Here is a 17,199-nt window from a genome sequence, read left to right as displayed (position 1 = left end):
GGTCATTGGTCAAGCACGTTGGAGATTTCTTTTTCTTCCCGTTCGATCTGCGCAAGTTTCCGGCGAAGCGTTTTCCCTGTGAGGCTTTCCGGTATCTCTGACACAAAGACGTATTCCCTCGGCCGTTTGTAGCTGGCCAGCCGGGGATGCTCCTTGCAGAACTGGTCCAGTTCCTGCGGGGTTACCTGGCTTCGGGGCACGATATAGGCAACGGGGATTTCCCCCCAGCGTTTGTCCTTCACGCCGACGACGGCCACCTGGGACACGTGCGGATGCTCCAGGAGAATCGTTTCAATTTCCTGCGGGTGAATATGCTCGCCTCCCGAGATGATCATTTCATCCACCCTGCCGATTACATACAAGTCCCCCTGCTCATCGATGTAACCGAGGTCGCCCGTGAAGTACCAGCCTTCCCGAATGGCCTTCCGGGTGGCATCCGGTCGGTTCCAGTATCCTTTAAACGCTTCCACCGAGTCGGTGTGGACGATGATTTCCCCGATCTCGCCGGGGGACACGGTATCGTCCGGATGGGACGAGCCGTCCTGATTGGGTACGATGACGCGGATCAGTTGATGAATGCCGGGTTTTCCCGCACAGCCCGGCTTTTGGAGAACTTCACTGCAGGTGGTGAAGGTATAGATTTCCGTGCTGCCGTAATGATTGACAAAGGTCTGCGGACGAAAGACCTCCTGGCACCGCTGAATCAGCTCCGCGGACATCGACGAACCGGCAAACCCGATGGTCCGCAGCGTGGAATAATCATAGCGGTCCACGTCCGGGTGATATGCCATGTCGTGATACATTTTCGGGATCATGTACAGGCTGTGGATCCCTTCCTCTTGAATCAGGCGCAGCGCTTCATGCGCATCGAAATCCGGAACCGTGACGTACGTGCCGTTGAGGACCAGCATCACCGAAAGCAGGGCGTGCAGCCCCATCGTATGATAGAGCGGCATGGCACCCAGCGTTTTATCAAACAGCAGGTAATTGTTTTGCAAAATATGGGCCATCGTGGAGGCGTATTCATTTTTATGCGTGCGCGGAACGCCTTTGGGGCGTCCCGTTGTTCCGGACGTGTACAGGATGACGGCCAGATCGTTGTCATCGATTGGAGGACGTTCACATGAACCCTTTCCCTGCTCCAGCAGTTCATGAAAGGTCAGATCGGCCCCTTCTGGTTCCAGCCCTATAAACAGCGGGCGGATATTGTACTTGTTTTTCAGGACGGAGGTGCGCACGAGGTCCTCAAAAATGATCATTTTGGCTTCCACGTCGTTGACGCAGTACTGGATATCCTTCGTGGACATTCTCAGATTGATCGGCGTGAAAACCGCCCCGATTTTTTGCAGGGCCCAGAAGGCGATGATCGTCTCCACGCGGTTTTTCATGAGCACGATCACCCGATCCCGCTTGCCCACCCCGAGCTTTTGCAGGGAAGAAGCCAATACACTGCTCTCGTGGTGCAGCTGTCCATACGTATACCGTTTCTGACCTTGGACGACGGCAATCTGGTTGGGATAGCGATTCGCCGAAAATTCAAAGAGCGACCCCAGGTTCATGTTCATCAGCTCCTTCCTCCCCTTGACGTGATCACGCCTCGATTTGTTGCAGGTCGCTGCGATACTGGATGCCTCTGTCCTTGTAAATCTGCGCGGAGATGACGATTTTTTCGATCTCTTCCGGCGTGAGGTCGCGGATGACTTTGCCCGGACTGCCGAGAATCAGGACGCCGGGCGGATAGGTTTTGCCGGCGGGAATCACGGTTCCGCTGCCGATGATTGTATGCTCGCCGATGACCGCGCCGTCCATGATGATGCTCCCCATTCCGACAATCACCCGATCGGCGATCGTACAGCCGTGAACAATCGCGGAATGCCCGATCGTCACATCGCTGCCGATGACGGTCGGATACCGGGAGTCAACGTGGATCACCGTTCCGTCCTGCACATTGCTGCCTCGTCCAATCCGGATCCCCTGCGTATCCCCGCGCAGCACGGCATTGAACCAGACGCTGGCATACTCGTCGATCGCAACGTCGCCGATGATGTTTGCCCCGGGGGCAATATACGCGGTTGGAGAAACGGTTGGCTTTTTGTCGGCAAGGATGTACTTCATCTCGTTTTCCCTCCTGATCCATGAACATGCATGCCTTTTCTCTATAAAGTAAAGGAATTTTCAAAATCTTGAAAGCGACGTCGGCAAGAAGAGCAAATTTTTAAAAAGAAAGAGTAAAAATGTGAAAATGAACCCGAACAATACGGACTATCATGAGTAACAGGAACCTATTGCCAAGGGAGTCATGAACATGTCCAAACCGATCAGACCGTTCAGCAAACAATCGTGGAAGCAGTTGATCGAAGTGTCCCGTTTTCAGCGGCCTGCAACCGCATGGATCAGGGCTGGACAGCTCCTGAACGTATATACCGGGGAAGTGTGCGAAGGCCATATTGCGATCAGTCAGGACCGAATTGCCTACGTGGGCGGAAAAGAACCCCTGACCGACGAACAGACCGTGGTCATCGACGCGGCGGATCTCACGGTCGTGCCGGGCTACATCGAGCCCCACACCCATCCCTTCCAACTGTACAACCCGCTGACCCTGGCCGAATTTGCCCTCTCCCGCGGAACAACCACGCTGATTCACGACAATTTGAATTTCTTCCAAAAGCTTGAGCCGGACCAGCTCGACAGATTGTTTGCGGTCATGTACCGCATGCCGGTCAAAAATTTCTGGTGGGCCCGCCTCGACCCGCAAACCACCGATGACAGCCTAAAACGTGCGTTTACCCCGGAGCGTGTCAAGCGCATGCTGCAGCATCCGCTCGTTCTGCAGGCGGGAGAGCTCACGGCCTGGAGGGAGCTGCTCGATGGCGCGGAAGACATCGAAGAGCTGATGTATCTGGTGCGCATGGAAGGAAAACCGATTGAGACCCATAATCCGGGGGCCTCGGCGGAGACCTTGAATGCGGTGACCGCCGCTGGCGTCACCTGCTGCCATGAAAGCATCACCGCCGAGGAGGTGCTTCGCCGTTTGCGGCTTGGCCTCTATGCAGCGCTGCGGCATTCGTCGATCCGACCCGATCTGCCGGACTTGGTCAGGGGGCTGCTTCCGGAAAAGAACCTGTCCTGGAGCCGCTTCATGCTGACAACGGACGGTTCGGCGCCGTTCTTTTTTGCGCACGGCTTCACCGATTATCTCATCCGGCTGGCGATCGAAAACGGGGTGCCGCCCGTCGACGCGTATCGGATGGCCACGCTGAATCCCGCGGTCTATTACGGATTGGATCAGGAGCTGGGAGGCATCGCGCCGGGCCGGCTTGCGGACATCCTCTTCCTGGAGGATCTTGCCTATCCCACCCCGGTCAAAGTCATGGCGGAAGGCAAAATGGCGTTGGAACAGGGCAGGGTGATCGCCCCGCTTCCCGAGATCGACTGGGCGCAGTTCGGAATCGGAAAAATTCCTGCCCCTACCTGGAAAGCGGAGCCGGAATGGTTTCGCGTGGCAAGCACCGGAGGGAAGTTTCCCGTTGCGGACATGATCAACGCGGCGATTCTCTCGCATCGAAACGAATCCCTTCCCGAAAGGAACGGCGCGATTGTACTGACCGCGCACGACGATTATCTCTATGCCGCGCTGCTGGACCGCCAGGGGAAATGGATCTGCACCGGCATCGTGAAAGGCTTCGGGAACATACATGCCTTGGCCAGCACCTACACACTGTCGCAGGATATCATCGTCCTCGGCAAGGATGCCGTGCAGATGGCCCAGGCGGTCAATCGGATCATGGAAAACGGCGGCGGCATCTGCCTCATGGAAAACGGCCAGCCGCTGTTCGAGCTCTCTCTGCCTCTGATGGGCGGGATGAGTCTGGAGAACATGGATGTCCTCATTGCCCGGACCAGCACGCTGGTTCACCTGCTGCGAGAGCGCGGGCACCGGCATGAGGACCCGATCTATTCCCTGCTGTTTTTCTCCGCCACGCATTTGCCCTCGATCCGTTTTACCCGAAAGGGGCTGTTGTCGGTCAAGACGGGTACCATTTTGATCCGCTCCCGGGAGCTGGGCGGGTAGGTACGGGATACTTTCTCCAAAAAGCGGTTGCTCACCCGGCTCGCAAACAAGACAAAAACCCTTCCGATGCTGGAAGGGTTTTTGTCATTCGTTGTCTGCGGGAAAAGTTGTCACGTACGCACACGACTATTTCCTGGGTTCTACGTAAATATCAAAGTTCATCCAGACCTCTTCCAATTCCAGAAGTACATCCTTGGCCTGCTCGGCGGACGCCTGGGTCATCGCCCGCAGCAGGGCGGTGACGACCGAAAGCGGCGCCACCAGGGAATCCATATGCGACGCAATGCCTGTCGGTGTATAGAGGACCTCGTCGGCATGACGAACCAGCGGCGAAGAGGGATAATCGGTAATGGCTGCGACTTGAACCCCTTTCTTCTTCCCGTAGGCCAGACAATCGACCGTAAAGCGGGAGTATCGCGCAAACCCGATACCCACGATCACATCGTCGGAGCCGAATCGGTGCAAATGATCGACCGTGCGCGGCTCTCCGGTAAACAAGACGGCCTCCTTGTTCAGGAAACGCAGGTAAAACTCGAAGAAGAGCCCGATGGATAGCGTGCTTCGCGAGCAAACGATCCCGATGCGTTGAGCCGTGACGAGACGTTTTACGATCCTCGCGAACGCCTCCAAATCGATCCGTTCCATCATCAGCGTAAGGTTTTGGACATCCTCTTCGAAATATTGCAGGACCGTTCGCTGCTCGGCGCTTTCAATCACGCGCGAGAGCTGGAACCGCTCGCCGGTGGTCAGCTTTGATCGGACCAGTTCCTGCAGTTCGCGCGAGAGCGCCGGATAGCCCGAACAGCCGATAAACGTGGCAAAGCGGGTAACCGTCGACTCGCTGACATTCGCCTTTCTGGACATCTCGGCGACGTTGTAAAAGGCAGCCGACTCGGGGTCCCGCAAAATCACGTCCGCAATTCGCTGCTGCGAAGGACTCATCTGTGCGTACAACTGTGACACCTTCTGGAGAATGGAAGGTCCGTGTTCCATCGTGATCACCTCAAAACGTTGTCCCGTACATCCAATACCGTTAAGTATACGAAAGGAAAGAGGCGGCGACAACGTCGAGGGAGAAGACTATACGGTCACAAATTGGCCCAGAGCGGCAAAACTTTTTTCAAACGCGTCCAGCGTCGCCTGAATTTCTGCCGGTCCGTGCGCGTCTGACATCGAAAAGCGATTGAGCGGTTTCGAATAGACGCCGTGATCCATCAGCAGATAGTCGAGCGCAAGGCGAAGCTCGTGGCGGTTGGCCCCCAGATCACGATAATTCCGCACCTCTGCCTCGGTAGCCAGGACGTTGAAGATGGTACCGACTCCCACGGTGTTTACGGGGATGCGGTACTGCCGGGCAAGCTCGTGAATGCCGTCGCGCAATTGATGTGTGCGCTGCACCAGCGATTCAAAGCGGCCCGGCTCCTTCAAATACCGAATGGTAGCCAGACCCGCCGCAAGCGAGATGGGATTCCCGTTGAAGGTGCCGCTGTGAAAGACGACTTCATGGCGATTGCTGGAGCGCAGAGGCGAACACATTTCGAGAAGGCGGCGTTTTCCCCCTACGACGCCGATCGGGAACCCTCCTCCCACCACTTTTCCCAAAGCGGTCAAATCGGGCTGGACGCCATAGTAGTCCTGGGCGCCCCCCAACGAAACACGAAAGCCTGTTTTGACTTCATCAAAGATGAGGATGATTCCGAGCCGGTCGGTCAGTTCCCGCAAATTCGCCATAAACTGGCGGTCGGCCGGGATGTATCCGGACTGCATCGGCTCCACGATGACAGCCGCAATCTGATCCTTCTTCTCCGTCACAATCTTTTCGCAAGCGTCCCAATCGTTGAACGGAAGTACGACGGTATGCCGGAGATAGTAATCCGGTGTCCCCAGGGATTCCGGTACGGACGCCGGCGACGATTGATCTCCTACGCGGTCAATGGTTGGATTTACGCTGACCAGCACATGATCATGCGCCCCGTGATAATGGCCCTCAAATTTGGCGATATGCGTTTTCCCCGTGTAGGCCATCGCCAGACGCAGGGCAAACAGCGTCGCCTCCAAACCGGAATTGGTAAACCGCACTTCCTCGAAGCTGGGATACAGGCCCGCCAGTTCTTGCGCCATCTCCAGTTCCATCGGATGAGTCGCTCCAAAACTGCTGGTCCCCTGCTGTTCCCATACCTGTTGAATCGCTTTCCGCACGACCGGATGGCCATGTCCCAAAAGCAAAGCGCCATAGGAGAGCAGGTAGTCTACGTACCCATGTCCATCCAGGTCATACAGCCAAGCATTCTGTGCCTTCTCAAAGGTAATGGGAAAGGGTTGATAGTAGCGAAGATTTCCGTTCACTCCGCCTGCAATCAGCGTATGGGCCTGCTCAAAAAACGCGGCCGATTTCGGGCGTTTTTCGCGGTAGTGCTGCTGTAAGGAAGAAAGGTTCAAGGTGAATCCCTCCACGTCTATGATGAAATAATTATTGCACCACTAAAAGATATAAGCAATAATAATTTCATATGATAGTAAAATTAAGAAAAGGGGGAATTGTATGAAAACGAGATCGGCTTTTTACATTCTCGGGGCCACCGTGCTGGGCGCGCTGTTCGGGCATGTCTTCCCGGAAGCGGGGACAGCCATAAAACCGCTGGGCGATGCGTTCATTCGCCTGATCAAGATGGTCGTGATCCCCGTGATCGTGACGACCCTGCTGGTTGGGATCACGGGCATTGGCGATATCAAACGCATGGGGCGCGTGGGCCTGAAAACGATCATTTGGTTTGAAGTGATTACGACGCTCATCCTGTTCATCGGATTGGCCGTCGGCAACCTCGTACAGCCCGGAAAGGGAATCGACCTGAGCCAGCTACCCAAAGCCGATATTACCGCGATTGCCTCGAATACCTCGAAAGTACTGGACGCGAAAACCCTTCTCCTGAACATCATTCCGACCAACATTGTCGATGTGCTTGCGAAAAGCGATCTTTTGGCCGTCATCTTTTTCTGCATCATGTTCGGCACCGCACTGGTCGGTCTCGGAAACGAAGCGAAGCCCTTCCTGTCCATCATGGAAATCGCATCGAAAGCGTCGTTTCGTCTCGTCAATCTGGTGATGAAGGTTGCCCCGATCGGCGTGTTTGCGCTCATGTCGGCTACCATTGGCACGTATGGAATCGCGCTGCTGTTCCCGCTCCTTAAACTCATCGGGACTGCCTATCTGGGGCTGGCTGTCCTCGTGTTCGGCCTCTTTCCGCTGGTCGCTGTGTTCCTTTCCATCCGCATCACTGACGTGTACAGGATGATTTGGGACCTGATGGTGATTGGCGCTTCCACCGGGAGTACCGAGACGGTCGTGCCTCAACTGATGCAGCGTCTGGAAAAATTCGGCGTCCCCACATACATCACTTCGTTTGTCATTCCGGCGGGCATGCCGTTAAATTCGGACGGCACCACGCTTTACCTGACCATTGCCGGCTTGTTTATCGCCCAAGCGTTTGGCATTGACATGAGCCTGCAGCAGCAGCTCATGATGGTGCTGTTTTTCGTTGTCACCAGCAAAGGGGTGGCCGCGGTCCCGTCGTCTTCCATGGTGATTCTGCTGGCCACCGCTACCGCCGTCGGTTTGCCTGCTGAAGGCGTAGCCCTCATTCTCGGGATTGACCGGGTCATCGACATGGCACGTACCGCGGTGAATGTGATGGGACATGTCTTTTCATGCGTAGCCGTGGCGAGATGGGAAGGCGTCTTTCAAAAGGGGCCTGTCGTCCTTGACGGGATGGCGGCTTCTTCCGAACGCGGAAGTCTTTCCTCGTGATTCATCAAGAGAGAGCGGGCACCGGTCATTCATCCGGAACCCCTGCAAAGCGGATCGAACTGGAAAGGCATGTACGGTATGGACATGAAAAAGGAAAAACCAGGTCACTGCTCTCAAGTGACCTGGTTTTGGGGAGGGTTACTCATGCAGGTGAAACGGTATCGTTGACACAACCACGTCTTTCCGATAGATCAGCGCGGCTTTCAGCAGGAATGCCGTTTGGTTGTGCAATAACGCATGCCACCATTTGCGGACGATGAACTGCGGGACGAGCACGGTAATAAACGCATCCCCTTCTTTTTCCTTCTCCAGGGTATCGATGTACTTCAAGAGCGGCGCAATCACGGTTCGGTAAGGCGAACGCAAAATAATCAACGGAACGTTCGGATTCCATTTTTCCCATTTTTCCCGCATTTGTCCCGCATGTTCATCATCAAAATCGACGGTGACCGCTACGATGTCATCCGAAATCCCCTTGGCATGGACAATCTGACGGTAGGAGAGCGTCACGACCGTCAGCAATACCAGAATCACGATGGCGATCGGGAGGGAATAAGCAAACGCGCCGAATCCAATCAGGGCCAGCACGAGCAAAATCTCTTCCGTAGCGTACGCGACCGATGAGAGCGCATCGGATGAAAAGATCGCCAGCGCTTTCCATTTCGGCAATTTTTCGTGAGCGATTTGCCTTGTTCGCAATGGTGACCCAATGAAGAAACGCTTCAACTGACCAATTGTCATTCGTGTCTGACCTTCCTTCGGGTTGGATTTACCTGGAAAACGAGAAAAAAGGCCACAAAGGTTGTATTACCCTTGCAGCCGCAGCCTCGACATCACAAGTGCATCCCCCTTTCCACAACGCTTACGAGGTTAGCTGACGGATTCGGGCAGTGGAATTAGCCCTACGCATGTTCTGCGATTCACCCCAAAAAGTGGTTCCCCCGCTCTTTCGATTCAGCGTGTCACGATATGAAATTCTCCCTCCAAACATAATCCCGTCTCCCCCAACGTGCAACGGGTACGCCGCTCAATGAAAGCGCATACAAACCTGTCTATGTTTTTCTTTCGAATGAAATCGAATGCGCACGCAATAACTCGTGATGGCGGATGGGATGAGCACACGAGGTTCTTTCCCAGGAATACGCAGCAGGATAAAATAGAAATGGCAAACGCACCGCAGCCAGGCGCTGACGGAGTTTTCCCCGCTATGACCAGGGGGCCTCTTCCAAACATTCCGGCCGGTCGTTTTTCGGATTCCCGACCATCGCCGATACGGGATATGCCTTCATCGCCTGGGGATCGTACGGTACGAGCAGCGACTGCAGCCATTCCGCATCGAACCTGTCCCGGTCGAGCCACGCGCTCTCATGTTCCGGACGCAGTATCACCGGCATCCGGTCGTGGATGTCTGCGACGACCTCGTTGGGCCGGGTGGTAATGATCGTGCAGGTGTGAAGCTTGTGGCCGTCAGGCGCCGTCCAGGTGTCAAACAGGCCGGCGAAGGCAAAGGGTTCTCCGTCCCGCATGGTGATGCGCATCGGCTGTTTCCCCCGGTCCATCTGCTTCCACTCGTAGAAGCCGTCGGCCGGGATCATGCAGCGCTTGCGTTCAAACAGCCGCCGAAAAGCCGGTTTCTCCCGCAGCGTTTCGGCGCGGGCGTTGATCATCTTGGAGCCGATCTTCTGGTCCCGCGCCCACGACGGAACCAGTCCCCAGCGCAGTTGGCCGATTCTGCGGCGACCGCCGTCGGCAAGTATGGCCGGGATGGGCTGGCCGGGCGCAATGTTGTACCGCGGCTTCCATTCAAACGGGATGTCCTGCAGGTGAAATCGGCTCATCAGTTTTTCCGGGGCGGTGACCAGCGCGAAACGGCCGCACATGGGCAATCTCCCTCCTGCCACCAGCTTTCCCGGGCTCAAGGAAAAACATCCCCGTCCAAGCGAGGGAGGGTGTGGTCCCCTGACATTGGCGGGATCATGCAGCCAGCCCGCTTTCGAAATGTGGGATACTGTAAGCGATACACGAAAGAAGAATCTGGAGGATATCATGGAACTTTTGGACGTATTGAAAGCCTTGTCCAATGAAACGAGGCTGCAGATCATACAGTGGTTAAAACAACCGGACGTTCACTTTCCCAAACCGCTTCACGGAGACATTCACGAAGACGGGGTTTGCGTGAGCGACATTCAAAAAAAGGTGGGATTGTCCCAATCCACCGTGTCCCTGTATCTGTCCATGCTGCAAAAAGCGGGATTGATAAAAGCAAAACGGATTGGGCAATTTACGTATTACAAGCGAGATGAGGAAAACATCAAAAAAGTGATGGAACGGTTATCAAGGGATCTGTAAGGGGACGGATTTTTACACATTTACACTTTTGGGCTTGTAGGTTCCCTGCCCTTTCTTTTATTATTATATCGATAATTATAGATATATAGATATGGAGGAGTCATCATGAACCGGTTTGACAACCACAAGGGTTACACGCGCATGTATCAGGAAAACAAACTGACGCTGGGGCTGTTCTTCCCGCTGGAATCATACCAAGGCAGCGTTCCGGAGATGGACATGGACAAGCAGCTGAAACTGGCCAAACGAGCGGAAGAGCTGAATTTTGCCGCATTGTGGGTCCGGGATGTTCCGCTGCATGACCCCCATTTCGGCGATGCGGGCCAAATGTATGATCCCTGGGTCTATCTGGGATATATTGCCGCCCATACCAAGGAGATCGCGCTGGGTACGGCAAGTATTATTCTCACGCTGCGTCACCCGCTGCATGTCGCGAAAGCAGCGGCATCCGTCGACAAACTGTCCGGCGAGCGCCTGATTCTCGGGGTGGCGACCGGGGACCGTCCGATCGAATTCCCGGCCTTCTCCGTCGATCCGGAAAACCGGAGTCCGTTCTTTCAGGAATCCCTGCTGGTCATGAAAAAAGTGTGGGCGGAGAGTTTCCCTGCGATCAAATCGCCGCGGGTGGACATGTGGAACGGGGACCTCTTGCCCAAGCCGCGACTCGGGGACATTCCGGTGCTGGTTACCGGCCACAGCTCCCAGTCCGTCGAATGGATCGCCCAAAACAGTGACGGCTGGCTGTACTATCCCCGAAACCTGAAATTCCAGTCGGAACTGATCAACAATTGGCGTTCGCTGACGGACGGGTTCAAGCCATTCAGCCAGTCCCTCTATGTCGATTTGACCGACGACCCGAATCATCCGCCGATCCCCATTCACTTGGGCTTTCGCATCGGGCGCAATCCCCTCATCGGGTTCATCGAAAGTCTGAAAAATGCGGGCGTCAATCACGTGATCATCAACCTGAAATACGGCCAGCGTCCGTTTGAAGAAGTGCTGGAAGAACTGGGCGAAGAAGTGGTTCCGCACTTTCCCGCACTGACCAGCAAACCGGAAAGCGTATCGTGAACAGGCAAGAATCCGGCTGCCACGTGAGCGGCCGGTTTTCACAAAATCTGGTGGGGAGTGGTTGGGAATGAAGGTGCTGACGATCGTCTCGCATCCCAGAAAAGAATCGCTTACGTTTTCCGTCGCCGAGCGTTTTGTTCAGGGACTGGCCGATGCCGGACATGAAGTGGAAGTGGCGGACTTGTACGGGGAGGAGTTTCATCCGCTCGTCCTGGAAAAAGACGAACCGGATTGGGAGAACCCCCGCAAGAGCTATTCTTCACGTGTTCAAGCCGAAATGGCAAGGCTGAAGCGAAACGATGGACTGGCGTTCATCTTTCCGTTATGGTGGTACTCCTTGCCGGCCATCACAAAAGGGTATATCGATCGCACGTGGAACTACGGCTTTGCTTACGGCGGATCGCGTCTTCCGCACAAAAAAGTCCTGTGGATTCCGCTTGTCGGAGAGACAGAGGAAAGTTTGAAAAAACGGCAATTTGACGCCATGATCTCCCACTATCTGAATGTCGGCCTGGCTGGGTATACGGGTATTTCCCAATCGGAAGTGGCATTCCTGTACAACACGCTGGCGGAAGATATGGACAGCGAGGAGGAAATCAAGCAGCATTACGACAGCCTGCTAAAGCGGGCGTACGAGTTGGGGTATACCTACAGCGATTCGGTCACGCAAACCTGACAGGCTGACGCGACAGCGCGATACGCTCCATCAGACAGATTCTGGGAAAGCATACGGGGATCGGGGAACCGAACGGCCGAAAAGGAGGAACGCGAAACGATGGCTTACCGTGTGTACGCAATGGATTTTTCCTTCTACAATTCCATGGGGATATACAGCTTCGAGGCACGCTGCGAGATGCTGAAAGAGATCGGGTATGACGCCATGCACATGTCCATCTGGCACGGAGAGCGGTGGCGGGACGCGGCGAAACTGAGCAGCGTCAAGCAGAAATACGGTCTGGACGTCGCAGGTGTGTACGTCGTATTGGATCTTTCGCTGGGCGAGAACCATCCGCGAAATGCGGGCATCCTGACGCTGCTGGAGACGATCGAAGGCTGCTCGACTGTCGAGCTGGCAATTCAATCCGTCGGAAATCATATACGCCCCTCGGACCCGGCGGGTGACGACATCGCGGTGAAGTGGCTGGAAAAGGCGCTCGAAATTTGCGAGCGGCGAAACATCAACCTGCTGCTGTACACCCACCTCTCCTTCTGGATCGAGCGGCACGAAGATGCGGTCCGGCTGTGCCGGCGAATCAATCATCCCAATCTGGGAATCGTCTTCTGTGGCTACCACTGGTACGCTGTCGACGGGACAAACCTGTCGGCTACGCTGGAAGCAGTAAAGCCGTACCTCAAGCAGGTGAACATGTCCGGCAGCCGTCGGAATCCGCACGGTTTCGGAAACGTCGCGACGATCGAGCCGCTGGACGAAGGCGAATTGGACAATTTCGCGCTGCTGGGGCAGTTGAAAAAGATCGGCTTCGATGGGATGATTGGCTTCCAGGGCTGGAGCGAGGGCGGCGACGCCTACAGCAAGCTGAGCCGCTCGCTCCGTGCATTCCGTGACATGGAACGCCGGTTGGAGGCACATCCGCACTGGGCCGAATTGCGATTGCTTCCGTAAAACAAACCTGACCCTCCCGCCGCTCTGCGGCGTTCGCCATCTGTCGCCGTTGGCACGCGGCACCTGCCGCCCGCCGACGGCGATCTTTTCTTGCCACGACTCCGAAGAACCTCATGCCTTTTCTCCACATAGGATAAAGTGGGCAGTAGACAACTACCTTTGTGGAGGGTATCATGCATCCATTCACACACCACGAACACTATGTACCTGTCGCGTCGTCTGATTCGTCCCGCCGCGTACCGACTCGCGCCTTTGCACACATACAAGGCGGTCCCCTTGCCCCCCATCTCAGGGGGGTGGTGATGTTTGTCGACGTCCCCTACGGAACCGAGGTCTTCGTGGAAGTCGCCGGACTCCCCCCCTATCAGCCCGCTGCGGCGCAACGGCAGCCAATCGGTCCTCACGGGTTCCACATTCACGAACACGGGAGCTGTGCTGTCGGAAACCCGAACAACCCGTTTCAGGCTGCCGGCGAACACTGGAATCCGACCCACCAGCCGCACGGAAATCACGCGGGGGATTTTCCTGTCCTGTTCTCCAACAACGGGTACGCTCGCATGAACTTTTTTACGAACCGGTTTCGTGCCTCCGACGTCATCGGGAAAACCATCATCATTCATCAAAACCCCGACGACTATCGCACCCAACCAGCCGGCAATTCAGGAAACCGCCTGGCATGCGGCGTGATTCAGGCGGGATAGGCCCGCCCTGACGCGAAAAAACGGGAACGCGCCAAAAAACCGCCTCTGCCCGAACAAGAGACGGTTCATTCCAAAAAAAAAAGCTCCGACCATCAACAGATGATCGGAGGAGTAGTACGTGAATGACTTCATTATACGTACGGAGGGCAGCGCCTGCCTTAGTTTGTTGATGGCAACGGAGGCAGGCCTATCCAATTGACGTCAGTGTACTGCTCAGTTTTGAACGGTAGGCGGCCGCCTTTTCCGTGATCACATCCCAATTACCTGTCTTCAGGGCTTCTTTGGTTAAATCGCTGCCGATTCCGTCGCGGTTAACCACCCCGAGATAATGCCGCAATGATAACGGCCGGGGTCAGTGACAGAAATCCATGCAGCAGGATGCCGGGCACCTCGCTGCGAGGCACGGGATCCCCTTTCTCATAGCCCCGCTTTCTGGCGATCAAGTACCCCGTCAGCAGCAAGGACACCAGCAGGATCAGCCCGGGAATGACACCTGCCATAAACAGGCTGGCGATGGAAATCCCCCCTGCCGCCAGCGAATACAGCACAAGGTTGTGACTGGGGGAACGACCACCCCTTGGATCGCGGAAGAGATGGTCACACCGACGGCAAAATCAGCATCATACCCTCTCTTTTTCATCATGGGGATCATCACCGAGCCGACGGAGGACACGTCCGCTACCGCCGAACCGGATATGTTGCCGAAAAACATGCAGGCTACGCTGTTTACCATCGCAAGGCCGCCGCGTATTCGTCCCGCAAACAGATGGGCCAGATTGACCAGACGCAGGGCCAATCCTCCTTCACTCATGATTTGTCCCGTGAGGATGAAGGATGTTTTCCCGAAACCCCAGGGCAATGCCCATAAACGCCAACCATCCAAGCAGCAGCAGCGTGACTTCTTCCGACCAGAAAAAGACGAAATTAAACAGCTTTCTGGTGAACACTTGCATGGTCACGATTACCACCAATGAGAGCAGAGCCAACAGGCCAGCGTTTTCAAAGATGGAATCAATCAACAGACCGATTTTTTTCAGGTATCTCACAGCACCCCCCGTTTCCGGCAAGCGTTTTCATGTACAATCTTACGAATATTCGATAGGCATGTGTAGCCGAACGATTTTAGGATTATTTGTGATTTTTTTGGTGATGAACGCCAAGGGGAGCGGCACAGCAAAAAGGGACAGCGTTTAACCGCTGTCCCTTGGTGTGTGATGTGGCATTGTCGCATCGCATGCCCCCTATGATTCGAGGGCGCCTTCTTTTTGTTTCAGATGTTTCTTCCCTTGCAACGTTAGACGCAGCATCCCTGCGGTACATACACAAAACGAAATGATGAGCAGGGCGCGTAAATCTCCCCAAATTTGTTCCCAACCGTTCCCCTTGATCATCACCTCCGTCAGCCCGTGTAAAAAATACGTGAGCGGCAGGAGGTGTCCGATATAGGAGAAAATGCCGGGCATCGCCATGAACGGCCATACATAGCCGGCCACAATAAATGACGGACCGGTTACCTGAAAGGTTTTCTTCGATGCATCAATCGTATTGTGCGCCGATATGGAGAGGAGAAACCCGATCGTCATGAGACAGAACACGAACAGGGCGATCAGCGTGAACAGCGGCCCCAATTGTCCCATAAACGGCACGTGAAAAACATTCGTCAAGATTCCCAACGTCATATAAATGACGACATTACCGATAATGAAGTAGGGAAGCGCCTTGGCGAAAAACACTTTCCACGGAGCCTTCCAATGAATCAAAAATTCTGTTGCCCGTACATGTCAACGGAGCCGTATGAGCGGCTCCGTTTTTGCCGGTTGAGTTTGGTCCATTCTCTCTCATTGTGAGCTTGTCCAGCGGTAATGCTTGTGTCCGAGAGGCGTTCCGAAAGCGTTAGAAACGCATAAGGACGTGTCTGGACTGATCGTTTACAGCGACCAGGCTTGCCCGTACACGTCCCAAGCTTCCCATGACATTCCGCTGAAGGTTGGCCCCCGTAACAGCATGTCCCGTCGAGGCAAATGTCCTGCCAACGCCTCAATGGAGAGCTTCTTCTCCCATCTGAAGGCGGAATCTCCGCTGCCCTGTTTCGGTTAATGCCCCGGATCGACTACATTCGGTTGTACTTCCGCTGCCGCGATACTTCCATTTGCCGGGAGAACACTCACCGCTGCAAGAAAGGCCAATGAGAGCAGCATCATTGCGATTGTCTTTTTCACCCTAACACCTCCTGTTTTTTACATTTACTGACGATTTCATTATACACTTTTTGGATCATTTCTATATATTGTAAATTTATTGATTTGGAAAAAAAGGATAAAATATCATTCAAGCATGTCATGATTTCTTCCAGAGCGTTGACCGTTCCGTATGCTTGTAAACTGATCGCGTAACTTTTCATTCCTTCATCAACGAGACCGATGCTCGTTTGAAATTTCGCTTTCTGTTGATAATACCTTCCAATCGATACATGTTTATAGGGCGTTTGCAAATTCGTGGGCAGGATCTCCTCCTCTCTTTTCAACAGTTCCGCAATGGAGTCCATCTCCCCTGTCTGGAAAAAGACTTCCATCAGTTCATTTGCCGCATGAATCTTGATGTCCCGGCTCCCTTCGTCCAGACAGTTTCTAAGGATCGGAATCGCTGCGTTAAAATCTTTCTTTTTTGCTTTAACGATGCCGCGCGTTGTTTTAGCTGCGTCGGGAACAAAGCCATAATCGAACGATTCAAACACATCCAGATGTCGTTCCACAGCATCGAAATTCTCCAAGAAATAATAGGAGTTAATCATCGCCAGATACGCTTTGGCTGTAAGTTCAGTGTCAGCCGTTTCCAACGCAAGGCCCGCTTTACAGAATTGGATACACTGCTGATATTTTTTGGTGTTGTGGGCATGGAGTGCCATTCTGTAATAGAAGAGAATCTGTTCTTCCTGCGTTAAAAAGTCAACGTAATGAATGATCTCCTCACCCATTCGGAAGGATTCTTCCAGGCGCTTCAAGTCAAGCCGTTCAATCAGATATGCCTGCAGCAAGCCCTTTGCGATGTACGGCGGCACCCCGCGTTCCCGCGAGTATTTCACGATCAAATGGTACAGGGTCAGCTTGACTTCGGCATTCGTGACAGTGCCGGCAAAGTGGTACAGTCGTTCCAACAAGGTATAGGTTTCCTCGCGCGGGGATTCGAGAAACGTTAACGCGACACGTGAAACCACCCGCATGTCAGCCAGTTTAATCGCTTCCAGCAGCAATTCCAACAACGCGTCCGGCCGCTGTTCCAGGTCCACGTAGTGCTCCACGATTTGTTGAGGAGGGATTTTCAGTACACCGGCAATGGCTTTGAGCGTCTTCCATTCAGGGCGTTTGGTATCGCCGTTTTCGATCTTGGAGATGACGGTCTTATGAATGCCCGAAACATTTGCCAGTTGTGTGATGCTTAGGCTGGCTTGTCCCCTGTATTTCCTAATGAGTTCACCGATGGTCGTGTATAGAAGTGCGCTCCCATTCCCTCCCATGGCACCCACCCTCCTCTTATTCACTTTTTTCCTTCTTTTTCCTTCTCCTGTCTATAGCACCTC

General features: G+C 54.4%; 16 protein-coding genes, 2 pseudogenes and 1 riboswitch. Of the genes and pseudogenes, 7 read left to right on the top strand and 11 right to left on the bottom strand.

Annotation, left to right across the window (positions count from 1 at the left end; all coding sequences use genetic code 11):
- Positions 1-2: 2 nt before the first annotated feature.
- Both A6764_RS10600 and A6764_RS10595 read right to left on the bottom strand, forming a co-directional pair.
- Positions 3-1,565 carry a class I adenylate-forming enzyme family protein gene (locus A6764_RS10600; protein WP_255309608.1) on the bottom strand — a complete coding sequence of 521 codons (1,563 nt, stop codon included), beginning with the start codon at positions 1,563-1,565 and terminating at the stop codon, positions 3-5.
- A 25-nt stretch (positions 1,566-1,590) separates the two neighbouring features.
- Positions 1,591-2,115, bottom strand: coding sequence for a gamma carbonic anhydrase family protein (locus A6764_RS10595; protein ID WP_035297301.1), 525 nt, complete (start codon positions 2,113-2,115; stop codon positions 1,591-1,593).
- Between the two features lie 190 nt (positions 2,116-2,305).
- Between A6764_RS10595 and A6764_RS10590 the strand changes: the two genes are divergently transcribed.
- Positions 2,306-4,072: an adenine deaminase C-terminal domain-containing protein gene (locus A6764_RS10590; RefSeq protein WP_065066553.1), complete on the top strand. Its 1,767-nt coding sequence runs from the start codon at positions 2,306-2,308 to the stop codon at positions 4,070-4,072.
- A gap of 126 nt (positions 4,073-4,198) precedes the next feature.
- On the opposite strand, the gene A6764_RS10585 is transcribed toward A6764_RS10590, so the two are convergent.
- Both A6764_RS10585 and A6764_RS10580 read right to left on the bottom strand, forming a co-directional pair.
- Entirely contained in the window at positions 4,199-5,065 is an 867-nt protein-coding gene (locus tag A6764_RS10585) for a MurR/RpiR family transcriptional regulator (RefSeq protein WP_065066554.1), read from the bottom strand.
- Between the two features lie 87 nt (positions 5,066-5,152).
- Positions 5,153-6,511, bottom strand: a complete 1,359-nt coding sequence (locus A6764_RS10580) for an aspartate aminotransferase family protein (protein WP_065066555.1) — start codon at positions 6,509-6,511, stop codon at positions 5,153-5,155.
- Between the two features lie 103 nt (positions 6,512-6,614).
- Between A6764_RS10580 and A6764_RS10575 the strand changes: the two genes are divergently transcribed.
- Entirely contained in the window at positions 6,615-7,877 is a 1,263-nt protein-coding gene (locus A6764_RS10575) for a dicarboxylate/amino acid:cation symporter (RefSeq protein WP_065066556.1), read from the top strand.
- A 477-nt stretch (positions 7,878-8,354) separates the two neighbouring features.
- On the opposite strand, the pseudogene A6764_RS22415 reads toward A6764_RS10575, so the two are convergent.
- Positions 8,355-8,612 (bottom strand): annotated as a pseudogene (locus tag A6764_RS22415) (amino acid permease); the annotation flags it as partial.
- Between the two features lie 109 nt (positions 8,613-8,721).
- Positions 8,722-8,847: riboswitch (cyclic di-AMP (ydaO/yuaA leader) on the bottom strand.
- Between the two features lie 235 nt (positions 8,848-9,082).
- Positions 9,083-9,757, bottom strand: a complete 675-nt coding sequence (locus A6764_RS10565) for an SOS response-associated peptidase (RefSeq protein ID WP_065066558.1) — start codon at positions 9,755-9,757, stop codon at positions 9,083-9,085.
- A 166-nt stretch (positions 9,758-9,923) separates the two neighbouring features.
- On the opposite strand from A6764_RS10565, the gene A6764_RS10560 reads away from it, so the two are divergent.
- The 5 genes from A6764_RS10560 (at position 9,924) to A6764_RS10540 (ending at position 13,622) form a co-directional block, all read left to right on the top strand.
- Entirely contained in the window at positions 9,924-10,226 is a 303-nt protein-coding gene (locus A6764_RS10560) for an ArsR/SmtB family transcription factor (RefSeq protein WP_029098910.1), read from the top strand.
- A 105-nt stretch (positions 10,227-10,331) separates the two neighbouring features.
- Entirely contained in the window at positions 10,332-11,297 is a 966-nt protein-coding gene (locus A6764_RS10555; protein ID WP_065066559.1) for an LLM class oxidoreductase, read from the top strand.
- Between the two features lie 67 nt (positions 11,298-11,364).
- Positions 11,365-11,973 (top strand): NAD(P)H oxidoreductase, encoded by a 609-nt coding sequence (locus tag A6764_RS10550; RefSeq protein ID WP_065066560.1) that lies wholly within the window; start codon positions 11,365-11,367, stop codon positions 11,971-11,973.
- A 99-nt stretch (positions 11,974-12,072) separates the two neighbouring features.
- Complete coding sequence (locus A6764_RS10545; RefSeq protein WP_029098907.1) at positions 12,073-12,921, top strand: sugar phosphate isomerase/epimerase family protein; 849 nt, start codon at positions 12,073-12,075, stop codon at positions 12,919-12,921.
- A 173-nt stretch (positions 12,922-13,094) separates the two neighbouring features.
- Positions 13,095-13,622, top strand: a complete 528-nt coding sequence (locus A6764_RS10540) for a superoxide dismutase family protein (RefSeq protein WP_065066561.1) — start codon at positions 13,095-13,097, stop codon at positions 13,620-13,622.
- A 311-nt stretch (positions 13,623-13,933) separates the two neighbouring features.
- Here the strand turns inward: A6764_RS10540 and A6764_RS10535 are convergent.
- The 5 genes and pseudogenes from A6764_RS10535 to A6764_RS10515 form a co-directional block, all read right to left on the bottom strand.
- Positions 13,934-14,433: pseudogene (locus tag A6764_RS10535) on the bottom strand (TRAP transporter large permease subunit).
- Positions 14,426-14,668: a TRAP transporter small permease gene (locus tag A6764_RS10530; RefSeq protein WP_065066562.1), complete on the bottom strand. Its 243-nt coding sequence runs from the start codon at positions 14,666-14,668 to the stop codon at positions 14,426-14,428. The pseudogene A6764_RS10535 and the gene A6764_RS10530 overlap by 8 nt, the downstream one beginning before the upstream one ends.
- A gap of 195 nt (positions 14,669-14,863) precedes the next feature.
- Positions 14,864-15,355 carry an ABC transporter permease gene (locus tag A6764_RS10525; RefSeq protein WP_065066563.1) on the bottom strand — a complete coding sequence of 164 codons (492 nt, stop codon included), beginning with the start codon at positions 15,353-15,355 and terminating at the stop codon, positions 14,864-14,866.
- Positions 15,356-15,715: 360 nt separating this feature from the next.
- Entirely contained in the window at positions 15,716-15,841 is a 126-nt protein-coding gene (locus A6764_RS10520; RefSeq protein ID WP_255309612.1) for a hypothetical protein, read from the bottom strand.
- Positions 15,838-17,136 (bottom strand): helix-turn-helix domain-containing protein, encoded by a 1,299-nt coding sequence (locus A6764_RS10515; RefSeq protein ID WP_065066564.1) that lies wholly within the window; start codon positions 17,134-17,136, stop codon positions 15,838-15,840. Before A6764_RS10515 ends, A6764_RS10520 begins: the two co-directional genes overlap by 4 nt.
- Between the last annotated feature and the right edge of the window lie 63 nt (positions 17,137-17,199).

It is taken from the genome of Brevibacillus sp. WF146 (assembly GCF_001673705.2).
Classification (GTDB): Bacteria; Bacillota; Bacilli; order Brevibacillales; family Brevibacillaceae; genus Brevibacillus; species Brevibacillus thermoruber.
Note: the sequence above shows the minus strand (reverse complement) of the source record. Positions and strands in the feature narration are given on the sequence as shown.